This window comes from Aeromonas sp. QDB30 (assembly GCF_027707645.1).
GTDB lineage: Bacteria > Pseudomonadota > Gammaproteobacteria > Enterobacterales > Aeromonadaceae > Aeromonas > Aeromonas caviae.
The window spans coordinates 1-25622 of record NZ_JAPCIY010000022.1; the positions used below are offsets into that span (position 1 = coordinate 1).

At 62.0% G+C, this 25622-nt stretch carries 19 protein-coding genes, 4 tRNA genes and 2 pseudogenes; 18 read left to right on the forward strand and 7 right to left on the reverse strand.

Annotated features, from left to right (window positions below; genetic code table 11):
* Positions 1–268: 268 nt before the first annotated feature.
* The 3 genes from PG896_RS08990 to PG896_RS09000 all read left to right on the forward strand — a co-directional run bounded on the left by PG896_RS08990 (position 269) and on the right by PG896_RS09000 (position 7202).
* Positions 269–2572 carry a patatin-like phospholipase family protein gene (locus tag PG896_RS08990; RefSeq protein ID WP_270835622.1) on the forward strand — a complete coding sequence of 768 codons (2304 nt, stop codon included), beginning with the start codon at positions 269–271 and terminating at the stop codon, positions 2570–2572.
* 229 nt (positions 2573–2801) lie between these two features.
* Positions 2802–5399: a bifunctional aconitate hydratase 2/2-methylisocitrate dehydratase gene (acnB, locus tag PG896_RS08995; protein WP_270835623.1), complete on the forward strand. Its 2598-nt coding sequence runs from the start codon at positions 2802–2804 to the stop codon at positions 5397–5399.
* 231 nt (positions 5400–5630) lie between these two features.
* The gene (locus PG896_RS09000) at positions 5631–7202 is read left to right on the forward strand and encodes an EAL domain-containing protein (RefSeq protein ID WP_102949056.1); all 1572 of its coding nucleotides are present in this window, start codon (positions 5631–5633) and stop codon (positions 7200–7202) included.
* Here the strand turns inward: PG896_RS09000 and PG896_RS21155 are convergent.
* A pseudogene (locus PG896_RS21155) lies at positions 7199–8105 on the reverse strand (LysR family transcriptional regulator). The gene PG896_RS09000 and the pseudogene PG896_RS21155 sit on opposite strands and share 4 nt — an antisense overlap.
* 76 nt (positions 8106–8181) lie before the next feature.
* Here PG896_RS21155 and PG896_RS09015 point away from each other — a divergent pair.
* The 4 genes from PG896_RS09015 to mdtD all read left to right on the forward strand — a co-directional run bounded on the left by PG896_RS09015 (position 8182) and on the right by mdtD (position 12970).
* Positions 8182–8799 (forward strand): LysE family transporter, encoded by a 618-nt coding sequence (locus tag PG896_RS09015; RefSeq protein WP_010675804.1) that lies wholly within the window; start codon positions 8182–8184, stop codon positions 8797–8799.
* A gap of 115 nt (positions 8800–8914) precedes the next feature.
* Positions 8915–10321 (forward strand): D-arabinono-1,4-lactone oxidase, encoded by a 1407-nt coding sequence (locus PG896_RS09020; protein ID WP_210538644.1) that lies wholly within the window; start codon positions 8915–8917, stop codon positions 10319–10321.
* A 71-nt stretch (positions 10322–10392) separates the two neighbouring features.
* Positions 10393–11520 (forward strand): CobW family GTP-binding protein, encoded by a 1128-nt coding sequence (locus PG896_RS09025; RefSeq protein WP_069785561.1) that lies wholly within the window; start codon positions 10393–10395, stop codon positions 11518–11520.
* 61 nt (positions 11521–11581) lie between these two features.
* A complete protein-coding gene (mdtD, locus tag PG896_RS09030; protein WP_239054125.1) occupies positions 11582–12970 on the forward strand; it encodes a multidrug transporter subunit MdtD in 1389 nt (462 codons plus the stop codon).
* Between the two features lie 9 nt (positions 12971–12979).
* On the opposite strand, the gene PG896_RS09035 is transcribed toward mdtD, so the two are convergent.
* From PG896_RS09035 to folB, 3 genes are all read right to left on the reverse strand, one after another.
* Positions 12980–13462, reverse strand: a complete 483-nt coding sequence (locus PG896_RS09035; RefSeq protein ID WP_270835625.1) for a YbaK/EbsC family protein — start codon at positions 13460–13462, stop codon at positions 12980–12982.
* Between the two features lie 117 nt (positions 13463–13579).
* The gene (gene folK, locus PG896_RS09040; RefSeq protein ID WP_270835626.1) at positions 13580–14089 is read right to left on the reverse strand and encodes a 2-amino-4-hydroxy-6-hydroxymethyldihydropteridine diphosphokinase; all 510 of its coding nucleotides are present in this window, start codon (positions 14087–14089) and stop codon (positions 13580–13582) included.
* Positions 14089–14460 carry a dihydroneopterin aldolase gene (gene folB, locus PG896_RS09045; RefSeq protein ID WP_010675798.1) on the reverse strand — a complete coding sequence of 124 codons (372 nt, stop codon included), beginning with the start codon at positions 14458–14460 and terminating at the stop codon, positions 14089–14091. The genes folK and folB overlap by 1 nt, the downstream gene beginning before the upstream one ends.
* Before the next feature lie 171 nt (positions 14461–14631).
* Here folB and plsY point away from each other — a divergent pair, with 171 nt between their 5' ends.
* From plsY to PG896_RS09075, 6 genes and pseudogenes are all read left to right on the forward strand, one after another.
* Positions 14632–15294 carry a glycerol-3-phosphate 1-O-acyltransferase PlsY gene (gene plsY, locus PG896_RS09050; protein WP_029314836.1) on the forward strand — a complete coding sequence of 221 codons (663 nt, stop codon included), beginning with the start codon at positions 14632–14634 and terminating at the stop codon, positions 15292–15294.
* Between the two features lie 47 nt (positions 15295–15341).
* A tRNA-Phe gene (locus PG896_RS09055) sits at positions 15342–15417 on the forward strand.
* Positions 15418–15469: 52 nt separating this feature from the next.
* A tRNA-Thr gene (locus PG896_RS09060) sits at positions 15470–15545 on the forward strand.
* Positions 15546–15548: 3 nt separating this feature from the next.
* A tRNA-Phe gene (locus PG896_RS09065) sits at positions 15549–15624 on the forward strand.
* 8 nt (positions 15625–15632) lie between these two features.
* Positions 15633–15708 (forward strand) — tRNA-Asn (locus tag PG896_RS09070).
* Positions 15709–15806: 98 nt separating this feature from the next.
* Positions 15807–16852: pseudogene (locus PG896_RS09075) on the forward strand (IS3 family transposase); the annotation flags it as partial.
* Between the two features lie 182 nt (positions 16853–17034).
* On the opposite strand, the gene PG896_RS09080 reads toward PG896_RS09075, so the two are convergent.
* Positions 17035–17514, reverse strand: a complete 480-nt coding sequence (locus tag PG896_RS09080; RefSeq protein ID WP_010672813.1) for a MarR family winged helix-turn-helix transcriptional regulator — start codon at positions 17512–17514, stop codon at positions 17035–17037.
* A 163-nt stretch (positions 17515–17677) separates the two neighbouring features.
* Between PG896_RS09080 and PG896_RS09085 the strand changes: the two genes are divergently transcribed.
* Positions 17678–18205, forward strand: coding sequence for a hypothetical protein (locus PG896_RS09085; RefSeq protein ID WP_010672814.1), 528 nt, complete (start codon positions 17678–17680; stop codon positions 18203–18205).
* 9 nt (positions 18206–18214) lie between these two features.
* The gene (locus PG896_RS09090) at positions 18215–19813 is read left to right on the forward strand and encodes a BCCT family transporter (RefSeq protein ID WP_042879412.1); all 1599 of its coding nucleotides are present in this window, start codon (positions 18215–18217) and stop codon (positions 19811–19813) included.
* A gap of 70 nt (positions 19814–19883) precedes the next feature.
* Here the strand turns inward: PG896_RS09090 and mutS are convergent, their stop codons facing one another.
* Positions 19884–22454 carry a DNA mismatch repair protein MutS gene (mutS, locus tag PG896_RS09095; RefSeq protein ID WP_039040927.1) on the reverse strand — a complete coding sequence of 857 codons (2571 nt, stop codon included), beginning with the start codon at positions 22452–22454 and terminating at the stop codon, positions 19884–19886.
* Between the two features lie 263 nt (positions 22455–22717).
* Positions 22718–23125 carry a Spy/CpxP family protein refolding chaperone gene (locus PG896_RS09100; protein WP_043154133.1) on the reverse strand — a complete coding sequence of 136 codons (408 nt, stop codon included), beginning with the start codon at positions 23123–23125 and terminating at the stop codon, positions 22718–22720.
* A gap of 199 nt (positions 23126–23324) precedes the next feature.
* Here PG896_RS09100 and pncC point away from each other — a divergent pair, with 199 nt between their 5' ends.
* The 3 genes from pncC (at position 23325) to PG896_RS09115 (ending at position 25509) form a co-directional block, all read left to right on the forward strand.
* Entirely contained in the window at positions 23325–23816 is a 492-nt protein-coding gene (pncC, locus tag PG896_RS09105; protein WP_029313644.1) for a nicotinamide-nucleotide amidase, read from the forward strand.
* A gap of 80 nt (positions 23817–23896) precedes the next feature.
* Positions 23897–24961, forward strand: a complete 1065-nt coding sequence (gene recA, locus PG896_RS09110; protein WP_043154135.1) for a recombinase RecA — start codon at positions 23897–23899, stop codon at positions 24959–24961.
* A 41-nt stretch (positions 24962–25002) separates the two neighbouring features.
* Positions 25003–25509 carry a regulatory protein RecX gene (locus PG896_RS09115; protein ID WP_052815401.1) on the forward strand — a complete coding sequence of 169 codons (507 nt, stop codon included), beginning with the start codon at positions 25003–25005 and terminating at the stop codon, positions 25507–25509.
* The last annotated feature ends 113 nt before the right edge of the window (positions 25510–25622 follow it).

Sequence of the window (25622 nt, forward strand, 5' to 3'; positions counted from 1 at the left end):
CATATGGATTTAGGGACTCAGAATACTTTTTTCTGAAAATCAAGGCGGCCTTCCCCGGAAAGCCGCGATGAACCTTTATTGTCGATTAACGTTTGCGCTCACACCCGGATTGGGCTGGATTGGCGCCCGATTTTGCCGAGACATCGTCGCAAGCGGGGCGACCCCTCGCCAGCACCCCGGCTTGCGGTTAAAGTGCTTGCACTTATAGTAGGCTGCACCTGACTGGCGGCCTGCCCGCTCGACTCGCACCGGATTTATGGACTCTCATATGCGCATCTTTCATCGGGGATGGACCCACCTGCTCGTGCTCCTGCTGGCGACCCTGCCGTTCATGGCGGCGGCCGGAGCCAATGATCCCGCGCCTTCGGCCAGAAACCCGGGGGCAACCAAGATGGAGCGTCCGAGGATCGCCCTGGTACTGAGCGGCGGCGGGGCCAAGGGGTCGGCCCATATCGGGGTGCTCAAGGTGCTGGAGGCAAAGCACATCCCGGTGGACATCATCGTCGGGACCAGCATGGGCTCCTATGTGGCGGGCATGTATGCCATGGGGCTCAGCGCCGAGGAGGTGGAGCGCACGACGCTGGCCATCGACTGGAACAAGGGCTATCAGGACAAGGTGGGGCGCGACGAGCTATCCCTGCGCAAGAAGCAGCAGACCGAGAAGTACCAGCTGCGCACCGACATCGGGGTCAACGGTGACCAGACCCAGCTGCCGCACGGCTTCTTCCAGGGACAGTCCATGGCCAGCCTGCTGCGCCACGCCACCTCCAACCTGCCGGCGCAAAAGAGCTTCGACAACCTGCCTATCCCCTATCGCGCGGTGGCGACCGACATGGAGACGGTGACCCCCTTCGTGCTGGATCACGGCAGCCTCGCCAAGGCGATGCAGGCCTCCATGTCCATTCCCGGTGCCCTCAAGCCGGTGGACTGGGACGGCCGCATCCTGGCCGATGGTGGCACGGTCAACAACATGCCGGTGGACGTGGCCAAGGCCATGGGGGCCGACGTGGTGATCGCGGTGGACATCAGCGCCAAGCTGCGTACCCGGGAGTCCCTCAAGTCGGGATTGGCCATGATCGATCAGCTCACCACCTACATGACCCAGGTGGGGACCGAAAAGCAGAAGGCGCTGCTGGGCCCCAAGGACATCCTGCTGACCCCCGAGTTCGGCAACATGGGGATCGCCGACTTCGCCCTGATGCCGGAGGGGATCAAGATCGGGGAGGCGGTCGCCAACAGTGCAGCGGCCCGGCTCGATGCACTCTCTCTCTCGCCCGCCGCCTACGCCGACTATCGCAACGGCAAGCTGAGCCGGCGCGCCGAGCGCAGCGGCCAGCCCGCCTACTACATCGACAAGGTGGAGATCATCAACAAGTCGCGCCTCTCCGACGACACGGTGCGGGCCATGCTGAACGTGCGTCCGGACAAGGTGCAGACCTACGAGAGCCTGGAGGCGGGGATCCGTCGCCTCTACGCCCTGGAGTCGTTCGATCGCATCACCTACGAGGTGGAGGAGCGGGACGGGGAGAACGTGCTGGTGGTGGACGCCAGCGAGAAGAACTGGGGGCCGGGTTATCTCAACTTCCAGCTCGGCTTCTCCGATGACTTCGAGAGCAGCTCCAACTACAACGTCGGCATGTCCTACACCCTCACCAACGTCAACGACTGGGGAGGCGAGTGGCTGACCGAGGCGTCCCTCGGGACCGCCAAGCACCTCAAGACCGACTTCTACACCCCGCTGGAGCCCTCCCAGACCTACTTCGGCGAGACGAGCCTGGCCTACGACAAGACCCAGCGACGGGTCTTCTTCCCGGAAGAGAGCAGGTCGTCGTCCGGGGTCAGCTATCTGGACTCCGAATACAGCTTCACCAGCGTGGATCTTGCCGTCGGCTGGAATCGCCAGCCCTGGAGTCGCTTCTCCCTTGGACTGGAGGGCAAGATCGGCAGCGTGGAGATCCAGAACCTCACCAACGCGGATGCCGATGCCTCCGCCTGGGGCCCCTACATCCGCTTCGAGCACGACACCCTCGACAGCCGCTACTTCCCCTATCAGGGGGTCTACTGGGACATCAAGGGGGGCTACTCCTACGTCGATCTCGACCCCGCGGACGCGCCCTCCGAGCAGGCCGAGGGGGTGAATTACCGGCTGGTGATGATCAAGCCCTGGTCCTGGGACAGGCACAGCCTCAACCTGATGCTGGAAGGGGGCGGCTCAAGCTCCCAGGAGACGGTACCGCTGTTCGTGCAGGATCTGGGCGGGCTGTTCCGCATGTCCGGCTTCCAGCATTACCAGTTGAGCGGTCGCTACAGCCTGTTTGGCGGATTGCGCTACATCTACCGGGTGGCGGACAACGACTTCGGTGCCTTCAAGGCGCCCCTGTTCCTCGGGGGCTCCCTCGAGCAAGGGGGGGTCTGGGACAAGGGAGAGGACATCAGTATCGAATCCTCCTATACCTCGGGTTCCCTCTATATGGGGGTGGAGAGTTTCCTCGGTCCCATCTTCCTCGGCTATGGCGTGGCGGAGGGGGGACACGACATGTTCTATCTGCAATTGGGCACTACGTTCCAATAAGGGCGAAATGCTGCCTTTTTGTTAACTCACCTTGGGTGGGCGGCTTGTCACTCTAAAAAAACCTAATTGGTTTATATGGTTATGCTGGTTTGATGAATAACTGCACAGGGTTTGGATTTTAATTAGTCGTTAAAACTTATATAGTGGGGGGCACCCTACGGGTGTCCCGCAAGGACGATCGCCGCGAGCTTGGGCGAACCCCAAAAAAAAGACCAAAGAGGAATTAGTCGTGCTTGAAACATACCGTAAACACGTCGCAGAACGTGCCGCCGAAGGCGTGGTCGCCAAACCTCTGGACGCAGAGCAGGTCGCCGCCCTGGTCGAGCTGTTGAAGAACCCGCCCGCCGGCGAACAGGACTTTCTGAAAGAACTGTTGTCCTCCCGCATTCCCCCGGGTGTTGATGAAGCGGCCTATGTGAAAGCCGGCTTCCTCACCGCCGTCGCCAAGGGCGAGGCCCATTCCCCCATCCTGACTGCCGCCGAAGCCGTCGAGCTGTTCGGTACCATGCAGGGTGGTTACAACATTCAGCCGCTGATCGACCTGCTGGACGATGCGACCCTGGCTCCTCTTGCCGCCAAGGGCCTCTCTCACACCCTGCTGATGTTCGACTCCTTCCACGACGTGGAAGAGAAGGCCAAGGCGGGCAATGCCCACGCCAAGCAGGTGCTGCAATCCTGGGCTGACGCCGAGTGGTTCCTGAACCGCCCGGCCCTGGCCGAGAAGATCACCGTCACCGTGTTCAAGGTGACCGGCGAAACCAACACCGACGATCTGTCGCCGGCGCCGGACGCCTGGTCCCGCCCGGATATTCCGCTGCACGCCCTGGCGATGCTGAAGAACGCCCGTCCCGGCATCACCCCGGACAAGGATGGCGTCATCGGCCCCATCAAGACCATTGATTCCCTGAAAGAGCAGGGCTTCCCGCTGGCTTACGTGGGTGACGTGGTCGGTACCGGCTCTTCCCGTAAATCCGCCACCAACTCCGTGCTCTGGTTCATGGGCGACGACATTCCGTTCGTGCCGAACAAGCGTGCCGGCGGCGTCTGCCTCGGTGGCAAGATTGCCCCCATCTTCTTCAACACCATGGAAGATGCCGGCGCCCTGCCCATCGAAGTGGACGTCTCCAAGCTGGAAATGGGCGATGTCATCGACATCTTCCCCTATGAGGGCAAGATCACCCGCCACGGCACCGACGAGGTGCTGGCCCGGTTCGAACTGAAGACCGAGGTGCTGATCGATGAAGTGCGCGCCGGTGGCCGCATTCCGCTGATCATCGGCCGCGGCCTGACCGACAAGGCCCGCGAAGCGCTGGGTCTGCCGTTCTCCACCGTGTTCCGTCGTCCGCAGCCTGTTGCCGACACCGGCAAGGGCTTCACCCTGGCCCAGAAGATGGTGGGCAAGGCATGTGGCGTGGAGGGCATCCGCCCGGGCACCTACTGCGAACCCAAGATGACCACGGTCGGCTCTCAGGACACCACGGGCCCGATGACCCGCGACGAGCTCAAAGATCTCGCCTGCCTCGGCTTCTCTGCCGATCTGACCATGCAGTCCTTCTGCCACACCGCCGCTTATCCCAAGCCCATCGACGTGCAGACCCACCACACCCTGCCGGACTTCATCATGAACCGCGGCGGTGTCTCTCTGCGTCCGGGCGACGGCGTCATCCACTCCTGGCTGAACCGCATGCTGCTGCCGGATACCGTGGGTACCGGTGGTGACTCCCACACCCGTTTCCCCATCGGCATCTCCTTCCCGGCTGGCTCTGGTCTGGTGGCCTTCGCCGCCGCCACCGGCGTGATGCCGCTGGACATGCCGGAATCCGTGCTGGTGCGCTTCAAGGGCGAGCTGCAACCGGGCATCACCCTGCGTGATCTGGTCCATGCCATCCCCTACGCCGCCATCCAGAAAGGGCTGCTGACCGTCGAGAAAGCGGGCAAGAAGAACATCTTCTCCGGCCGCATCCTCGAGATCGAAGGTCTGCCGACCCTGAAGGTGGAGCAGGCATTCGAGCTGGCGGACGCCAGCGCCGAGCGTTCCGCCGCCGGTTGCACCATCAAGCTGGATAAAGAGCCGATCATCGAGTATCTGAAGTCCAACATCGTGATGTTGAAGTGGATGCTCTCTGAAGGCTACGGCGACGTGCGCACCATCACCCGCCGCATCAAGGGGATGGAAGAGTGGCTGGCCAACCCGGTACTGATGGAAGCGGACAAGGATGCCGAGTACGCCGAAATCATCGAGATCGATCTGGCCACCATCAAGGAGCCGATCCTGTGCGCGCCGAACGATCCGGACGACGCCCGTCTGCTGAGCGACGTGGCGGGTGACAAGATTGACGAGGTGTTCATCGGTTCCTGCATGACCAACATCGGCCACTTCCGCGCCGCTGGCAAACTGCTCGAGAAGTATCAGGGCGAGCTGCCGACCCGCATGTGGATCGCCCCCCCCACCAAGATGGACAAGGATCAGCTGACCGAAGAGGGCTACTACGGCATCTTTGGTCGCGTCGGTGCTCGCATCGAAATACCCGGTTGTTCCCTCTGCATGGGCAACCAGGCGCGGGTAGCGGAAGGGGCCTCCGTGGTCTCCACCTCCACCCGCAACTTCCCGAACCGTCTGGGCAAGGGGGCCAACGTCTATCTGGCTTCTGCCGAGCTGGCCGCGGTTGCCGCCATCATTGGCAAGATCCCGACCGTGGAAGAGTATCTGCAGTATGCCAAGGCGCTGGACGCCACTGCGGCCGACACCTATCGCTACCTCAACTTCAACGAGATCGCCTCCTACACCAAGAAGGCCGATGCGGTGATCCTGCAGCAAGCGGTCTGAGACTCGCCGGTCTGACCACTGAAAATAACAATGCCGCGTCTCGACGCGGCATTTTCCATTTCAGGGGGCTGCGCGATAATGACCCGCCATGCCCAGCAACGGCGTCGTCGATTTGCCTGGTACGCGCGTTGCGCTTTCGTTGTCTGGCCATGATGGCCCCACCGTTTCCTGGTGGGCACTTTTATACCGCGGTACCTGCGAAGCGGGCCCGCGCATTGCGGCGTGGTTGCTATGTTTCTGTTCCGGATTGATCTGGCCCGCATGAAGTGGCGCCTTGGTTGTGCCCTGCTGGTGTTGGCCCTGCCCCTGGTGGTGGGAGGGTGGATGGTGCACGACAGCTACGAGCAGGAGCTGAAGAACGATGCCAGCGCGTCAGCCAGCAAGGCCAGAACCTTGCTGGAGCGCATGCTGGATCAGGCCGAGCGGGCCAACCTCGAGGTATTGCCGCTGGCCGGTCGACCTTGCAGCGACAACCTGCTGCTGCTGCGCAAGCGAGTGGCGCTGGAGCCGTTCCTGCGCTCCATCAATCTGGTGCGACAGGGGATCATCAACTGCACCTCGCTGTTCGGGCCTGCCAGGGAAGTGGATGACGGCTCCCGCTACACGGATCGCAAGTTGCTGCTGATGAGCGGCAACCTGGTGCGCAAGAATCACCCCTTGCTGGTGGTGCGTCAGGAGCGGGGGCGTGATGCGGCACTGAGCGCCATTGACAGCAGTCAGCTCAGTTTCATGCTTACCCTGAGCAGCGATCCCAGCGAGCTGTTCTTGCAGGTGGGGTCCGCCTGGCTCGATGAGTCCGGCCACTTCCAAAGCGATCCGCCGAAACTGCACAGCAAGTTTGCCCTGATACTCGCCTCCCAGCGTTACCCCTTCACCATCCACGCCGGTTATGCCATGCCGATCTACTGGCGTGCCCTGTGGGAGGCTCGCCATCTGCAGCTGATCTGGCTGGGAGCCAGTTCGCTGGTGCTCTCACTGCTGGTGTGGTGGCTGCTTGGGCGGCCGGGGGCCCTGACGGACGAGCTGAGACGCGGGCTGCGAGCCAGGGAGTTTGTCCCCTATCTGCAACCGCTGATCGCCAGCAAGGGCGGCAAGATGGTGGGAGCCGAGGTACTGATGCGCTGGCAACATGCCACCGAGGGGCTGATCCGCCCCGATCTCTTCATCCCCCAGGCGGAAGAGTCTGGCCTGATCGTGCCCATGACGGTCAACCTGATGAAGACGGTGGCCAAGACACTCCACCCGGTGCAGGAGCAGCTGTCCGAGGCATTTCACATCAGCTTCAACATCAGTGCCATCCACTGCCGGGACCTCTCCCTGGTGGCGGAGTGCCGCGACTTCCTCGGCCACTTCGTTCCGGGACGGGTGGTGCTGGTGCTGGAGCTCACGGAGCGGGAGCTGCTGGTGACCAGCCCGCAGACCCTCTCCCTGTTTCGCCAGCTCGACGAGATGGGGGTGCAGCTCGCCATCGATGACTTTGGCACCGGCCACTCCAGCCTCATCTATCTGCAGCAATTCCACGTGGACTATCTCAAGATCGACCGCTCCTTCATCGGCCGTATCGGGACGGAGTCCCTCTCCGAGCACATCGTGGACAACGTCATCGACCTTGGGGGACGGCTGGGGTTGTCCCTGGTGGCCGAAGGGGTGGAGACGGAGCAGCAGGCCGCCTATCTGAGAGGCAAGGGGGTCCAGTATCTGCAGGGATACCTGTTTGCCCGCCCCATGCCGATACGCCAGTTCTGCCGGGAGCTGACGGCGGGAGAGATACAGGTCGCTGCCGGGCGCACCGCCCAGGGCTAGGCCGCGCCCACCAGGCTGTGCAGCCAGTTCACCAGGATGTCGTGGGGGCTGCCGGGTTCGGGAGGGGCGGGGGCGAGCAGGTGATAGCCGGTGCCGTCGGGGACGAAGCCGAGCGGTGCCACCAGCAGACCGGCCTCGATATCGTCGCACACCTGGCGGTAGGGGCCGATGGCGACTCCCAGCCCGGCGACTGCCGCCTGCAGGCTGAAATAGAAGTGCTCGAAGGTCTGACCCGGCACCTCCTCGTCTGCGGACATGCCTGCGTGCTGCTGCCACTCCAGCCAGGCGCCCGGACGGGTCTTGGTGTGCAGACGGGGGGCCGTTGGCCTGAGGGCCTGCACATCCCCCCTGGATTCAAAAAAGTGCGCCACCTTGCCCGGCGCCGGTCCGCTCTTCGAACAGCAACTGGTTGTAGAGCTCGGCAGGCCAGTGAAAGTCGTTGCGCCGGATGGCGAGATCGATACCGCTGCCAAAGCTGAGGGCGCCGCCGCCCGCCATCAGGTGTACGTCCAGCTCCGGGTGCAGAGCCTGGAAGGCGGGCCAGCGCGGGATCAGCCAGCGCATCAGGAGGGTGGGTTCGCAGGAGAGCACCAGCGACTGGGGGCGGCTCTGCTGGCGCAGGGCCTGCGCCGTCTGGCGGATGCTGCCCAACCCCTCCCTGACCGCCTGATAGAACCGTTCACCCGCGTCGGTCAGAAAGACCCGGCGCTGGCGCCGCTCGAACAGCATGACCCCCAGATCCTCCTCGAGCAGTCGTACCGCCCGGCTGATGGCGCCATGGGTGAGATGCAGTTCGTCGGCGGCGCGGCCGAAATGCTCGGTGCGGGCCGCCACCTCAAAACAGCGCAGGGCGGTGAGGGAAGGAAGCGAGAGGGCTTTTTGTGAGTTTTTTTCACCATTCATGTCAGGAATCATCGTTCGTTATTGGTGTTATTGGCAAATAAAATAGCCGATATCCCCTCTAATCAGGACTCTTTTCATGACCGAACTGTTAGCCGTTGTCGCCATTACCCTCTTTGCCGTCATCAGCCCCGGACCCGACTTTGCCATGGTGTCGCGCAACAGCCTGCTGCTCTCGCGCCGCACCGGCGTGCTGACGGCGATCGGCATCGCGGCCGGGGTCTGCGTGCACGTGGCCTACACCCTGCTGGGGGTGGGCCTGCTGATCCAGCAATCCCTCTGGCTGTTCAACCTCATCAAGCTGGCAGGGGCCGCCTATCTCATCTTCCTCGGCATCAAGATGCTGCGGGCCAAACCGGCTGCCGATGAAGAGAGCATCTGTCAGCCTGCCCTCTCCAGCCTGGGGGCGCTGCGCACCGGATTTCTGACCAATGTGCTCAATCCCAAGACCACCATCTTCATCGTCAGCCTCTTCATGCAGGTGGTGCAGCCGCAGACGCCGCTGGCGGTCCAGATCGGCTATGGCGCCTTCATCGCGCTGGCGCACGCCCTCTGGTTTGGTGCGGTGGCGCTCTTCTTCTCCACCCCTGCGGTGCGGGACCGACTGCTGGCGGTACGCCACTGGATCGATCGGGTGTTCGGGGGGCTGCTGGTGGGATTCGGCATGTTGCTGGCATTGACCCAGCAAACGCGCTGAGGCGGGGAGGGGCGCTCCCCCTATCCACCCCCGACTGTAGGGTCTTGTTTTTCATGCCTTGGCAGCCACTTTTCGGTAGAATTGGCGCTCATTTTGAAGTCAGATGAGGCGCGGTATGACGGTCAGGTTCCAGGCATTTCACAGCATCAAGGCGATTGGCAATCGGGAGGTGCTGTTCAACTGGTCCAGAACCAACCCCCTCGGCGCCCTTGATCAGGTGTGGCGCCCGACGACCCGTGACGAGCTGCAGCAACTGCTGCGGAAATACCCCGAGCGCAAGCTGCGGCTCATCGGCTCCGGCCTCTCTTTCGAACCCATCCACAGCGTCTACGCCGAAGGCAGCCAGGCGCTGCTGGTGGACCTGCACCACCTGCGCGGCCAGCTGGACAAGACTGCCGATACGGTGACCTACCTGGCGGGGACGCCGCTTGATACCGTCTATGCCGACCTCATCGCCATGGATCGCATGCTGCCGGCGTCCCCCGGCGTCATCGGCATCCAGACCCTGGGTGGAGCGCTCAGCACCGGCACCCATGGGCAGGGACTGCACCAGTCCGCCCTGTGCGATGCGGTGGCTGCCCTGACCGTGATGCTGGCGAGCGGCGACATCATCCGTGTGGATCGCACCGATCCGCGCTTCGGCGCCTTCGTGATGGGCATGGGGATGCTCGGCATCCTGCTGGATGTGACCCTCAACACCGTGCCCAACCGCATCATGCGCTGCACCAAGTTCACCACCGACTACCCCTTCCTGCTGGAACACAACGAGCGCCTCAACCGGGAGCACGCCTTCGTGAAGAGCTGGTGGTTCGCCTGGACCGGCGAGAGCCACATCTGGCTGGTGGATCCCGCCTCCGATGACGAGGTGGCCCGCTACCGGGCCGGGGGCAGCGAGCCGCTGGTGCTGGAGGGAGACATGGACGAGCGCATGAACCTGGCGCTCAATGCCACCATAGACGCGACCCTGCAGAAGATGGCCAGAGACACCAAGGACGAGGCCAGGGCAGGCGAGCACTTCGAGACGGTACGCCGCTTCAAGGACGCCTCGGATCTGGTGGGCAACGTCTACCAGATCCTCTGCAAGGGGATCCCTGCACCCCAGATCAACTGCGAGGTGGCCGTGCCCCTCGAACGCATGGGGGAGGCCCTTGAAATCCTGCAGGCATGGCAGGAGGCGAACCCCGGCGTGCTGCACTACCCCTTCATCCTGCGCTGCACCGGTCCATCCGTGGCCTGGCTCAGTGCCGCCCATGACAAGTCGGTGTGCTGGATAGGTTTTCTGGTCTATCTGGCGGCGGACGGGACCTTCGTCGGGGGCTCCATGGAGCAGATGCGCGAGTTGCAGCAACTGCTGGTGCCCCTCGGCGGCATTCCCCATTTCGGCAAGCACCTGGCGATGGACCTCTACGACTTCCCGGCCCTGTTGCCGCGCTGGCACGACTTCCTGGCCCTGAAGCGGGAGCTTGACCCCCATGGCCGTTTCGAAAACCGCTGGCTCGGCGACCTGTTCGCCAACCGGTAAGGATCTGACATGACCGATATGCAAGACACTCGCTTACCCATCCTCCTGCCGATCAGAGGGGGGGCAACCCGATGACAGACATGCAAGACACCCGCATCCCCGTGACCCTGCTGACCGGCTTTCTCGGCAGCGGCAAGACCACCTTGCTCAACCACTGGGTCAAGCAGCCCGAGCTCGGGGAGTGCGCCGTGCTCATCAACGAGTTCGGCTCCGTGGGGCTGGATCATCATCTGGTACAGCAGGTGGACGAGCAGGTGGTGCTGCTCGATTCCGGCTGCATCTGCTGCTCGGTGCAGGGCTCCCTGGTGGAGGCGCTGCAGGGGCTCTTCATGAAAGCCATCCAGCGCAAAATCAAACCCTTCAAACGGCTGATCATCGAAACCACGGGTCTGGCCGATCCGGCCCCCGTGCTGTTCACGTTGAGGGAAGAGGGCTTTATCGCCCAGCGCTACCGCTTCGACGGCACCGTCACCGTGGTGGATGCCGGCCATATCGAGCAGCAGCTTGCGGCTCAATATGAGGCGGTCAAACAGGTGGCGCTGGCGGATCTGCTGGTGGTGAGCAAGGGCGATCTGGTGGATGAAGAGACCCTTGCTCGGGTGGAAGCCCAACTGGCGACCCTCAATCCGGCAGCCCCCATCCAGCGGGTCAGCAATGGCGTGCTCTCACCCGCGGTGCTGGAGAAGCTCGGCGCCTACAACGAGGCGGCGGGGCGCGACGTGCGCCAGTTGCTGGCCTGGCTGCGTACCGAATCCCCGAAACAGGGGCTGGCTTCGCCCATGCAGCCGAAGATGACGCCGTTTGCCGCCAAGGTGGGGACGGCCGCGCCCACCCGCTTCGAGCACGGCAATATAGAAAGTTTCTCCCTGCGCATCGGCGAGCCGCTCAAGCCCTCCCGCCTGCTGGCCGCCATCGATGCGGTGCAGGCGCAATACGGTGATGCCCTGCTGCGTCTCAAGGGGATATTGCAACTGGAAGGGGAGAGCCAGCCAGTGGTGATCCACGGCGTGCACGGCCAGCTCTATCCGTTGCAGGCGCTGGGGGAGTGGCCCGAAGGCAAGGCCCAGTCCCGGCTGGTGTTCATCGTGAAGAGCCAGGACAGGGTAGGCATAGAGCAGTTGTTCCTCTCGACCCTCAAGGCCCCCGAACCCAGCCTGGAAGAGCACCTCAAGGCCATGCTCGGCCAGCCGGATGCCTGATATGCTGATATGACCCGCGCTCGTGCGGGTCTTTTCTTATGTGATGAGGAGAGACAGAACCATGCCTGACAGCTCCCCGATGGTGACGCCCGCCCAGCGCAAATGGCTGCCCTGGCTGACAGCGGTCGGTTTTTTCATGCAGACCCTGGATGGCACCATCCTCAACACCGCCCTGCCCAGCATGGCCGAGACCCTGGGCGAGAGTCCGCTGCAGATGCAGTCCGTCATCATCGCTTACATGCTGACGGTGGCCCTGCTCATTCCTGCCTCCGGCTGGCTGGCGGACAGATTCGGCACCCGCCGGGTCTATCTGGTCGCCATCCTGCTGTTTACCCTGGGTTCCCTGGCCTGTGCCATCGCCAACACCCTGCCCATGCTGGTGATCGCCCGGGTGTTGCAAGGGGTCGGGGGGGCCTTGCTGATGCCCATCGGGCGTCTGGCGGTGCTGCGGGTCTACAGCAAGCATGAGCTGCTGAGGGTGATGTCGTTCGTCACCATCCCCGGTCTGCTCGGCCCCCTCATCGGCCCGGCCCTGGGGGGCTGGCTGGTGGAGGTGGCGAGCTGGCACTGGGTCTTCCTCATCAACCTGCCGGTGGGCCTGCTCGGCTTCGTGGCGAGCTGGCACTTCATGCCCGACCTTCGCCAACACACCGCCAGGTTTGACTGGCAGGGGTTTGTGCTGTTCAGTGTCGGCATGGTGCTGGTATCCGTCGGTCTGCAAGGCCTGGGGGAGCACAGCATCTCAACCGGCTGGGCCCTGTTTGCGGTATTGTTCGGTCTGGCCGCCATGGCGAGCTACTGGCTCTATGCCGCCACGGCGGAGCAGCCCCTGTTCAGTCTGGCGCTGTTCAAGACGTCCACCTTCGCCATCGGTATCTGGGGCAATCTGTTTGCCCGCCTCGGCAGCGGCGCCATGCCGTTTCTCACCCCGCTCTTCCTGCAACTGGGGCTCGGCTTCTCCCCGAGCAAGGCGGGGATGACCATGATCCCCACGGTGATCGGCGCCATGCTGACCAAGACGCTGGTGAACAAGCTCATTCCGCGCATCGGTTATCGCCGCATCCTGATCGGCAACACCCTGGCGCTCGGGGCCATGATCGCGAGCTTCTATTTCATCGACAACCAGGTGCCCCACGGCGTACTGCTGGTGTGGCTGGCGGTCTTTGGCGCCATCAACTCCCTGCAATTTTCCGCCATGAACACCCTGACCCTGCAGGATCTCAGCAGCGAGCACGCCAGCAGCGGCAACGGTCTGCTGTCGGTGGTGATGCAGCTCTCCATGAGCCTGGGGGTGGCCATCGCCGCCAGCCTGCTGGGGCTCTTCTCCATCGGCCAGCCCGAGGAGAGTGGCCGCTGGCTGGAGGGGTTCCACCTCACCTATCTGTGCATCGGCCTGATGTCCATGCTGGCGGCGCTGATCTTCGCCCAGCTGGCGCGGGAAAAGCGCTGAGTCCCAGGCTCAGGGGGCGGGCAGGTAGCTCACGTCGCAGGGCAATCGGGCCAGCAGTCCGGCCAGGTGGGTGGTCTCCAGCAGGAAAGTCTGCTCGGGGTGGCTCGGCGTCCAGGTAAAGGCGTGGTGATTCATGAGCAAGGGATCCACCAGCAGGGGGATGTCGGCGCGGGGCAGGAAGGGGCAGACGGCTCCCGGCAGGCAGCCAATCTCGGTCTGCATCTCGTCGGCGGTGCAGATGGAGGGTTTGGCACCGAGCGCCGCCTTGACCGCCTTGCTGTCGAGCCGGCCGTCTCTGTGGGTCAGCAGCAGGGCGAAGCGACCATCCTTGAATTTGAGGAAAAGGGTCTTGCTGAACTCGGCCTGCCAGCCGAGGCGAGCCTTGACCCGCTCGTCGGTGGCGTAATCGAGGATGGGTTCGTGCTCGAAGCGCTGGTGGGGCAGGTCGGTGAGCAACTGACGGTTGAAGTCGTGAATGGCATCGAGTGGCATGGGGTTCTCCTGTGATGGCGGTCATCCTGCCACTTGCACCGGCGCAGGCCCAATCACTGTTTCTTATCCGTCATCAGCGGAGTCATCAACAAGGGCACCCGAGGGTGCCCTTGTCGTTCAGTGATGCTGCAATTCGCCCGCTTTCCAGTGGAAGGGAATGGGGTCAAGGCGCTGGGAGGCTTTGTCGTAACCTGCCCACAGCTCACCAATGGTGCGACCATCGATGGGGTGGCGGAATGTGGGTGCCAGCTCCGCCAGCGGCCAGAGCACGAAGGCGTTGGTGAGGATCTCGCCGCGGGGCAGCACCAGCGGTGTCTCGCAGACCAGCTCGCCGTAGAGCAGCAGATCGAGATCCAGGGTGCGCGGGGCGAACTTCTTGGCATCCGGCTCGCGGCCGTGAGCGAACTCCATGGCGCGTAGCCGCTGGCACAGGGTTGCCAGGGGCAGCTCGGCATCGGCACCCACCACCAGGTTGTAGAAGGGGCGGCCGTTGAAGCCCACCGCCTCGCTCTCGAATACCCGGGAGACCTGCAACTCGCCGAATTCGGCGTGCAGGGCATCGAGGCCGGCGCGGATATGGCGTTCCCGATCGATATTGGATCCCAGACTGATATAGATGCGGGTCATCAGTTGGCGCTCGCAGCCGGCGTGCGATGGCGCAGGATCTCGACCCCGACGCCTGCCGCATTGGGCACGGCACCCGGTTTGGTCAGGGTCACCTTGACCCACTGTACCCGCTCGTCTTCCAGCACCAGGGCGGCGACCTGCTCGGCCATGGTCTCGACCAGCTCCACTATCTTGCCTTGGGCGTGATCACAGATCTTGCGAGAGAGGGTGGCGTAATCCAGCGCCAGATTGATATCGTCGGTTGCGGCGGCTGGGCGATTGTCAAACCCCATCTCGAGGTCGAAACAGAGCTTCTGGCGAATGCCCTTCTCCCACTCATATACCCCTATGGTGGTCAAAACCTCGAGTCCGCGAATAAACACCTTGTCCATGACAGTACTTCTTCTTTACTCTTGATGGGCTGTGAAAACAGCGCAGGGATGCAGGCCCGGCAAGCAGATTGCCGCTGGCGGCCGGTTTGGGCGACACGCTTTCGGGCAAGCCCGGGCCTGGGAATGTGGCCCGCATCATACCCCATTCATATCGTGGTAAAAACGACCAAGATGACGGCCCTGACGATTTTGATGATTATTCTGGCCTATCTGGGCGGCTCGCTGTCCAGTGCCGTGCTGGTTTCCCGCATCACGGGTCTGCCGGATCCCCGTGACCATGGTTCCCACAACCCGGGGGCGACCAATGTGTTGCGCCTCGGCGGCCGGATGGCGGCGCTGATCGTACTGCTTCTCGACGTGCTCAAGGGGATGGCCCCCGTCTACCTCGCCTGGTATCTGCAGATCAAGCCCGTCTACCTCGGCTTTATCGGGGTGGCCGCCTGTCTGGGCCACATGTACCCCCTCTTCTTCCACTTCCGTGGTGGCAAGGGCGTCGCCACCGCCCTCGGCACCATGTTGCCCATTGGGTTTGCCATGGGGGGCGCCGTCATCACCACCTGGCTGCTGGTGCTGCTGGTGAGCGGCTATTCGTCACTGGCGTCCATCGTGACCGTGTTGCTGACCCCGCTCTTTACCTATCTGCTCAAACCGGAATACACGTTGCCGGTCTCCCTGCTCTCCTGTCTCATCCTGATCCGTCATCACGAGAATATTACCCGCCTGCTCAAGGGGGAGGAGTCCCGCCTCTGGGGGCGCCGGGGAGCGGTCCCACCAGCAGAAGTGATGAAAATGGATGATGCTGCGCAAAAAAGAGACGAACGAGACGAAAAGTGAAATTTCCCGTTGACCACCTGCCCTAAAATCCGTTTAATAGCGCCCACGCCCAGATAGCTCAGTCGGTAGAGCAGGGGATTGAAAATCCCCGTGTCGGCGGTTCGATTCCGTCTCTGGGCACCATATTTTGGTGCCATGAAATAAAAACGTGTTCATGCACAATGGTTTGAAGTGTGCCGGCTTAGCTCAGTAGGTAGAGCAACTGACTTGTAATCAGTAGGTCACCAGTTCGATTCCGGTAGCCGGCACCATTTGCCCAGATAGCTCAGTCGGTAGAGCAGGGGATTGAAAATCCCCGTGTCGGCGGTTCGATTCCGTCTCTGGGCACCACGAATAATTCCTCCTTAGCTCAGTCGGTAGAGCGACGGACTGTTAATCCGCAGGTCGCTGGTTCGAGCCCAGCAGGAGGAGCCAAATAAAAAGCCCAGCAGCAATGCTGGGCTTTTTCTTTTCCCATTGTCCCCGTCCTGAATATGGCTTATACCTTCTTCCCCGAATAGATGGAGATCTCGATGGGACAAGGTGTGAAACGCACACAGCGCGATTACTCACTGAGGTTTAAATTGTCCCTGGTCGAGCAGATTGAAAAAGGTGAACTCACCTACCAGTAGACACAATTCCAATATGGCATTCAGGGCAATTCGACCATTCTGGTATGGTTGCATAAGCATGGTCTGCAGGGTTGGAGCCAGGGAGCATCGATTAGAGCTGGCAGGATCACATCATGCCTGATCCCGACAACCAAATGTCTGAACAGCGTATCAAGGAGCTCGAGTAGCTGGCGCTGATGAGCCTGGAGGCTCAGTTCTTTGAAAGCGCCTCAATCGTAAAAAACGACCTGGTAAGCTCTCTCGCAGCGGTATGTCGAAAAGCTGACCATCTTCAGTGCTTGCTGGTTCCTCGGAATAAACCGTTAGGCTGACTACAATCGCAATCGGGTCGCCGACTTGCGTCATGCACAAGGGCAGCAGGTGGTGAGCTTTGTGCGCAAAGTTCACTACGGGTGGGCATCCACAAGTAGCATTATCTGCTGCAGGGCCAAGACGATGCTGGGCTGACGGTCTGGTGGGACAGACTGTTTAGGATATTGGCCGAGCACCGTCTGTTGGTGCAGCCCAAACGGGCCTATCACAAGACGCTCCACAGTTTTCAGCGTTTCTATCGCCATCCCAACTTGCTCAAACCCGGCCCGGTGAAAATCACTGCGGTGGCGCCAGGGCAGGTCTCGGTTGCCGACATCACTTACCTGCCAGCAAAGAGCGGGCCACTCTACCTGAGCCTGGTGACGGATACCTGCTCGCGTAAGATAGCGGGGCATCACACGCACGAAGGGATGCATGCTGAGTTGGTGGTGATGGCGCTCAAGAGAGCACTGAAGCAACGGTGTGGCAGCGGGGAGTTTATCCATCACTCGGACGGCAGGGTGCAGTATTGCTCAGGCTTGAATCAGACGCTGTATGAACGGTACGGAGTACAGTACTCGATGACTGATGGGTATGACTGTTATCAGAATGCGCTGGCAGAGCGGGTGAACGGGATACTGAAAGGAGAGTTGCTGTAGCAAAGCCCGTAGGGCCTAGTGTAGACGAGGAAGATGGTGCATAAGGTGGTGGGTAGTTATAACCTAGAATGATCGCATTAGGCCTCGCAATGCAGAATCCCCGATGCGGTACATCGGGTTCTGAGTGCCAGAAGTTAACTGAAAACATGTAAACGGACTTCAGGATTAGGCACTGCAGTTCAGGCCCGCTCTTCGGTCAGGGGGCTGACACTCAGCACGGGGGCGGCATCGATACCGTCGGCATTCATCATGGCGGAGATGCGTTGCAGGGATGAGAGCAACAACCCCTGCTCCCAGTTCTCCAGCGCCTGAAAGCGTTGAATGAAACTCTCCTGCAAGGGGGTCGGAGCCTGGGCAAGCAGGGCACGTCCCGCGTCAGTGAGCGTCGCATGCACCTTGCGTTTGTCGGTTTCGCTGCGAATGCGCTGCACCAGCTGGCGGCTCTCCAGTCGGTCCATGATGGTGGTGGCGGTGGCCTGGCTCATGTTGGTGTGATCCGCCAGCTGGCGCATGGAGATCTGGCCAAGCTCGTCGATCCCCTTGAGCAGCAGGAGCTGAGGCGAGGTCAGGCCGGCCTCCTTGATCAAGCGCTTGGAGTGCATGTCGATGGCACGGATGATCTGGCGCAGGGCGATCAGCACTTCATCATGTTTTTCCATGGGGTCTGGGTCATCGCAGGGCTGTGGAGAGGCGCGAAATTCTCCGCCTAATCCATAACAAGGTCAATATGGTTTTTGATGTAATGGTTTTAGCTCTAATGAATATTGTGTTAGGTTATCGGACAATTGCCCCATTCCAACCCGATATTTGAGGAGTGAAATCATGCATGACGACCTGGATATCAAGTCCCTGGTTGCCGATCTGCGCGTGGTCAGAGTTCGCTATGAACTGCCTGATACCGCGGCATTTGTGCGTTATCAACCTGCCTATGACGAGGACCCCAACAACCTCAAGGTACACCACTACGATGGCGAGCTGCCGCTCTCTTGCAGCAACACAGGTTCTTTCAGTCTAAAGGAGTTGGTCAATGAGCTGCGCTATGCCTATGTGCTGGTTCACCTCTTCCCCGACGAGAGTGCCATGAACTTTTATCTGGCGGGTCTGGACAATGGGCTGGCACAGCTGGAGTTCATCGGTGGCTCCTATGACTTCAACCGCCTCTGGATCACCAGCGGTGTCTCCAATCTGGGGGTGCCCATGGCGATCTTCCTCGGCAAACGCCACGCAGTGAACGGTCAGCCGTCGGTGACCCTGGTGGATCACCGTGAGCAGGTGGCAGGTCGTCTGGCCTATCGCGCCATCGGCGGTGCCGGCGATCACGTGGGTGAAGACTTTTTCAACAACGACTAAGGAGGCCCGATGCGAGCAACCAAAGGGCTTTTGAAAGGCCTCAATCCCACCATGGCCATGACGGCCCTCACCGTCGTGACCCTCTTCCTGCTGTTCGGCGTCTTTGATCCGGATACCGCAGGCACCTGGTTTACCGGGGCCAAGGACACCATCATTGCTGGCTTCAAGTGGTATTACATCCTGGTGGTCGCCCTGTTCCTGTTCTTCGCCGTCTACCTGATGTTCAGCCGCTTTGGCAGCATCCGGCTGGGCGACGACGACCAGGTACCGGAGTTTGGCTACTTTGCCTGGTTCTCCATGCTGTTCAGCGCAGGCATGGGCATAGGCCTGGTGTTCTGGAGTATCGCCGAGCCCATGTATCACCTGCAGGGCAACCCCTTCATCACCGAAGGTATGACGCCGGAAGCGGCCCAGATCGCCATGCGCCTCACCTTCTTCCACTGGGGTCTGCACCCCTGGGCCATCTATGTGATCGTCGGCCTGTCGCTGGCCTTCTTCAGCTACCGGCGCAAGTTGCCGCTGGCCATCCGCTCCGTGCTCTACCCCATTCTTGGCGATCGCATCTACGGCTTCTGGGGCCATGCCGCCGACGTGCTGGCGGTGTTCGGTACCGTGTTCGGGGTGGCGACCTCCCTTGGGCTGGGAGTTTCCCAGATGAACACCGGCCTCAATCAGATGTTCGGCATGGGCGTGTCACAAGCGAACCAGCTCTGGCTCATCGGTGGCATCAGCCTGATTGCCACCCTGTCGGCCATCTCCGGCGTCGGGCGCGGGGTGAAGATCCTCTCCGAACTCAATATCTGGTTGAGCGTGTTCGTGCTGGGCCTCTTCCTGGTGCTGGGGCCAACCACCTATATCCTCAACGCCTATGTGCAGAACATCGGTGATTACCTGCAGAACATCGTCAAGCTGAGCTTCTGGACCAATACCGAAGCCAACGGTACCTCGGCCTGGCAGTCCAGCTGGACCGCATTTTACTGGGGCTGGTGGATCGCGTGGGCACCCTTTGTCGGCATGTTCATCGCCCGCATCTCCAAGGGCCGCACGATTCGTGAATTCGTGCTCGGTGTCCTGCTGGTGCCCTCCCTGCTCGGCATGCTCTGGCTCACCGTGTTCGGCGGGACTGCCATGAACCTGGAGCTGTTCGGTGGCGGCGGCGTAGTGGAAGCGGTCAATCAGGATGTCACCATGGCGCTCTACAAGACGGTGGAACTGCTGCACTGGGATACCTTCGGCTGGATTGCCAAGGGGGTGCTGACCCTGCTTATCTGCACCTACTTCATCACCTCCAGCGATTCGGGCACGCTCGTGATTACGACGCTGCTCTCCATCGGCGATCAGGATCCCCCGGTGCTGCACCGCGCCATCTGGGGGCTGGGGCAGGGGCTGGTCGCGGCCATTCTGCTGGTCTCCGGCGGGCTTGCCGCCCTGCAGGCCGCCAGCATCATCGCCGCGCTGCCCTTCTCGGTCATCATGCTGGCCATGTGCTACTCCCTGATGCAGGGGCTCAAACAGGAGAGCCAGCACCAGTTCGAATACAGGCAGAAGCTCAAGCGCCATCCGGGGTCGGTCAATCTGAGCCTGATGGATCGCATCGGTCCGGGCTGATGACAGGTTCGGTCAAACGAAAGGGGAACCTCGCGGTTCCCCTTTTTCATGCCTGTTCGGCGGTCGGTAGCTACAGCATCTGCTTGAGTCGATAGAGCAGGTCAAGGGCCTGTCGCGGGGTCAGCTCGTCCGGGCGAACTGCTGCCAGCTCCTCCACCACAGGATGGGGTTGCGGGGCGAGAGTGACCGGAGCCGGACGACTTTCGCCGGCGGCCACCGGAGTGGCACTCTCCAGCTCGTGCAGTTTGTGGCGGGCCTGGTGGATCACCGATTTCGGCACCCCGGCCAGCGCCGCTACCTGCAGGCCGTAGGATCGGCTGGCCGCACCTTCCTGCACCGCGTGCATAAAGGCGATGGTGTCGCCGTGCTCCACCGCATCCAGGTGGACGTTGGCCAGCCCGCTCATCAGCTCGGGCAGGCGGGTCAGCTCGAAGTAGTGAGTGGCGAACAGGGTGTAGGCGCCAATCTTGCTTGCCAGCTGCTCGGCGCAGGCCCAGGCCAGCGAGAGGCCGTCGTAGGTGCTGGTGCCGCGGCCAATTTCGTCCATCAGCACCAGACTGCGGGCGGTGGCGTTGTTGAGGATATTGGCGGTTTCGGTCATCTCCACCATAAAGGTGGAGCGGCCGGAGGCGAGATCATCCGACGCCCCGATGCGGGTGAAGATGCGGTCGATGGGGCCGATGCGGGCGCTGTCGGCGGGCACGAATGCGCCGATATGGGCCAGCAGAACGATGAGCGCGGTCTGGCGCATGTAAGTGGATTTACCGCCCATGTTGGGGCCGGTGATGATCAACATCCGCCGCTCCCGCTCCAGCCGTATCGGGTTGGCGATAAAGGGGTCGGTCATCACCTGCTCCACCACCGGATGGCGGCCCGCCTCGATGAGGATCTGATCCTCGTCGATGAGGGTGGGGCAGCGATAGTCGAGGGTCTCGGCCCGCTCGGCCAGGTTGGCCAGCACGTCCAGCTCCGCCAGTGCGGCAGCAGACTCCTGCAGATCGCCCAGATGCGGCAGCAGGGCGTCGAGCAGCTCTTCGTAGAGACGTTTTTCCAGCGCCAGCGCCTGGGCCTGGGCGGTGAGCACCTTGTCCTCGTACTTCTTCAGCTCATCGATGATGTAGCGCTCGTTGTTTTTCAGCGTCTGGCGGCGGATGTAGTGGGCCGGCACCAGGTGGCTGTTGGCGCGGCTCACCTCGATATAGAAGCCGTGCACCTTGTTGTAGCCCACCTTGAGGGTGTTGATGCCGGTGAGCGCCTTCTCCCGCTCCTCGATGCGGGCCAGGCTGGCGGTGGCGCCATTGGCGAGATCCCGCAGCTCGTCCAGCTCCTGATTGAACCCTTCACGGATGACGCCGCCATCGCGGATGAGCACCGGCGGCACCTCCATCACGGCACGCTCCAGCAGGTCGAACAGCTCGGGGAAGGTACTTGCCCGCTCGCGCAGCTGCTGCACCGCCTCGTGCTCGCTTTCCGCCAGCAGACGCTGCAACTCGGGCAGCTGAGCAAAAGCCTGCCGCAGCCGGGTGAGATCGCGCGGGCGGGCACTGCGCAGGGCGAGGCGCGCCAGCACCCGCTCCACGTCGCCGACCTGGCGCAGCAGGCTCCCCAGCTCGTCATAGAGGTTCTGCTCGATGAGCTCCTTGATGGTGCTCTGGCGACCTTTGAGGATCACCCGATCGCGGATCGGCTGGTGGATCCAGCGCTTGAGCAGCCGGCTGCCCATCGGCGTGGCGGTGCAATCGAGCACGGCGGAGAGGGTGTTGTCGTGGCCGCCAGCCAGATTCTGGGTCAGCTCCAGATTGCGGCGGGTGGCGGCATCCATGATGACCGCATGATCGGGCTGCTCCAGGCGCACGCTGCGAATGTGGGGCAGGGCGGTGCGCTGGGTGTCTTTCACGTACTGCATCAGGCAGCCGGCGGCGCACAGGGCGGTCTCGCTCTGCTCGACCCCAAAGCCCACCAGATCCTGGGTGCCGAACTGCTGGCACAAGAGCTTGCGGGCGGTGCCGAGCTCGAACTCCCACTCCGGGCGGCGACGCAGACCGCGGCGACCCTCGACATGGTGCAGGAAGGCGAACGATTCGGGGTAGAGCAGCTCCGCCGGATTGGTGCGTTGCAGCTCCGCCAGCAGGGTCTCTTCTTTCTCGAACTGGTTGATGAAGAAGCGACCGGAGCCGATGTCCATGGTGCCGTAACCGAAGCGGCGGCCATCGTGGTAGACGGCGGCGATCAGGTTGTCCTGCCGTTCGCTGAGCAGCGCCTCGTCGGAGACGGTACCCGGGGTGATGATGCGAATGACCTTGCGCTCCACGGGCCCCTTGCTGGTGGCGGGATCCCCCACCTGCTCGCAGATGGCGGCCGATTCGCCGAGCTGTACCAGCTTGGCGAGATACCCCTCGATGGCGTGATAGGGCACCCCGGCCATCGGGATGGGGCTGCCGGCCGACTGGCCGCGCTTGGTCAGGGAGATGTCGAGCAGCTGGGAGGCCTTGCGGGCGTCGTCGTAGAAGAGCTCGTAGAAGTCACCCATGCGATAGAACAGCAGGATCTCCGGGTTTTCGGCCTTGAGAGTCAGATACTGCTGCATCATGGGGGTGTGGGCGCTCAAGTTGGCGCCTGGCGCTTGGTATTGTGCTGTCATGTGCTATTCCAGAAGGTGCTCTTGCGGGCAAACGTCTGCCGTCATGGGTCTGAATCTGGGGGCCATTCTACATGCTCGAGGCAAGATGGTGAGGAGGAATCTCCGTCTTGGGGGCAAAGCCGGCATCCCGTCGCGGATCTGTGCATCCGGATGATGCTGACCAGAGTGGCCTGGGGGGAGCCTGGCCGAAAAGAGGCATGGGGGAGGAGAAATAGCATCCCCGCACGGATGCGGGGATGGGAGAGACGGGGAGAGTGTCGCCCTCAGTACATGGCCTCGCCGCCACTCAGCATCTCGTGCAGCTTGGCTTTCTGCTCGGGCGTCAGCACCCGGCTCACCTCGAAGAGGTAGTGGGCGCGATGGTAGCGGGCCTCGGCCTGTACGTCGCTGATGGTCTGCAACTGCTTTCTCGCCGCCACTTCATCCCATTTGCCGGACTTGATCATGTTGACGATGACGTCCTGGCCGATTGCGTCTAGCTTGATTGAGCTCAGCTCCCTGGTGGCCTGCTCGCGCAGCCCCTTGATCTGCTCCACCTGGGCGCTGGAGAGGTTCAGCTCCTGGGCCAGGGTGGTCTCGCTCTGCAGCTCGGCGGTGCCCTCGGTGGCAAAGGCATGGGTGGCGATACACATTGCGAGGGCTGTCATGGCGACGTTGAACGGATGCTTCATCCGGCTTTCTCCTTGGTCTGATGGGATGGAAACCGCATGCATGGCGGTGTTGGAACATGATAATGAGCAGCCATGTACTGGAGCTTAAGCGATGACAACATGCTGACGCAGTGGCCCCGGGGTCGGTTGCCCGAGGAGCGGGGCAACTGCATAATGAGCGCCATATTTCGCCTGGAAGAGGCCGGAAGAGGACGCGATGATGGGACTTGAAGCAGAGATCTCCCGCTTATCCCGGGAACTGGGCGAAGCACTGCTGGCCAGAGGCTGGCTGGCCGCCACGGCGGAATCCTGCACCGGCGGCGGGGTTGCCACTGCCATCACGGATACTGCCGGCAGCTCGGCCTGGTTCGATCGCGGTTTCGTGACCTACACCAACGAAGCCAAACAGCAGATGCTCGGCGTCAGCATCGATAGCCTGTTGCGCCACGGTGCCGTCAGCGAACCCGTGGTGCTGGAGATGACCCGGGGCTGCCTGGCTCGCTCCGATGCGGGTATCTGCGTGGCCATCAGCGGTATCGCCGGGCCTGGTGGTGGCAGCGAGGAGAAACCGGTCGGCACTGTCTGGTTTGCCTGGGCAGATCGTACCGGTCGTCACCACTCCCTGCTCGCCCGTTTCGATGGGGATCGCCATCAGGTGCGCCAGCAGGCGGTCAGACAGGCCTTGTCCGGACTCCTGGCACTGCTCAAATAAATTGGGCTTGATACTGTATGCATAAACAGTATACTTAGCCCAACTTCACTTCTTACTCACGATTCCCAGCGGAGATTGGCATGGATCAGAACAAACAGAAGGCACTGGCGGCTGCGCTGGGCCAGATCGAAAAGCAGTTTGGCAAAGGCTCCATCATGCGTCTGGGCGACAGCAAGACCATGGATATCGAAGCCATCTCCACCGGCTCTCTCTCTCTGGACGTGGCGCTGGGGATCGGTGGTCTGCCGTGCGGTCGTATCGTCGAGATCTACGGTCCGGAATCGTCCGGTAAAACTACGCTGACCCTGCAGGTGATCGCCGAAGCCCAGAAGAAGGGCAAGACCTGTGCCTTCGTCGATGCGGAGCACGCACTGGATCCTATCTATGCCGCCAAGCTGGGCGTCAACGTCGACGACCTGCTCATCTCCCAGCCGGATACCGGTGAACAGGCACTGGAGATTTGCGACATGCTGGTGCGCTCCAATGCCGTCGACGTCATCATCGTCGACTCCGTGGCGGCCTTGACCCCGAAAGCGGAAATCGAAGGGGAGATGGGTGACTCCCACGTCGGCCTGCAGGCTCGTCTGATGTCCCAGGCGCTGCGTAAATTGACCGCCAACATCAAGAACGCCAACTGCCTGTGCATCTTCATCAACCAGATCCGGATGAAGATCGGTGTCATGTTCGGCAGCCCGGAGACCACCACCGGTGGTAACGCTTTGAAGTTCTACGCTTCCGTGCGCCTGGACATCCGTCGTACCGGCGCCATCAAGGAGGGTGACGAAGTGGTCGGTAACGAGACCCGCGTCAAGGTAGTGAAGAACAAGGTGGCGCCACCCTTCAAGCAGGCTGAATTCCAGATCTTCTATGGTGCCGGCATCTCCAAGGAGGGCGAGCTGGTGGACCTGGGCGTCAAGCACAAGCTGATCGACAAGGCGGGTGCCTGGTACAGCTACAACGGCGAGAAGATCGGCCAGGGTAAAGCCAACGTGATGAAGCTCTTCTCCGAAAACAAGGCACTGGCTGCCGAGGTGGAAGTGAAGCTGCGCGAGCTGCTGCTCTCCGGCGCCGCGCCGGTGGAGGAGAAGGCCACGGCTGCCGAATACGCCGAGTTTGAAGCCGAAAACGAACAAGAGTTCGAATAAGGAATGAGGAAAGGCCGGGTTGATACCCGGCCTTGTTGTTTATGGTGGATGAATCAGTGAACGAGCCGGGCGAGCCCGTCGAATTGACCTTTGAAGAGCAGGTCGCCGCCGCCCGCGCCTTTGCCATGCGCAGTCTTGCCCGCCGCGAAAGTGCTGAATCCGAGCTGGCCAGACGCCTGCGTCAGAAGGGATTCGAGGAGGAGGTGGTCGCCGTTGTACTCGACCATTGCCGTGGCTATGGCTGGGTCAATGACGATCGTTACGGTGCCATGGCGGTGCGGGCCGGTGCGGCCAAAGGCCATGGTCCGCTCAGGATCCGCTTCGACCTGCGTCGCAAGGGGCTGGATGACACCCAGATCGAGGCGGCCCTGGATCAACCCGAGCTCGACTGGTTCGAACTGGCGCTTGCGTTGTTGTCGCGTCGGGCAAAGGCGACCGACTTTGCCGACTTCAAACTGCGCCTGAAGTGGCTCAAATATCTGATGGGGCGTGGTTTTACCCAGGAGCAAGCCCGTTACGCCCTCTCAGCCATGCAAGGTGAGCAATAGTGGCGCGCCGAGGTTGGACCTATGGGCAGGATTTCCCTTGGTGTGCGGTGCGGCTGGTGGGGAATATCAGCCCTTCGCCGGGTCTGTCGATGGTGGCCCTGTGGTCGAGCGAG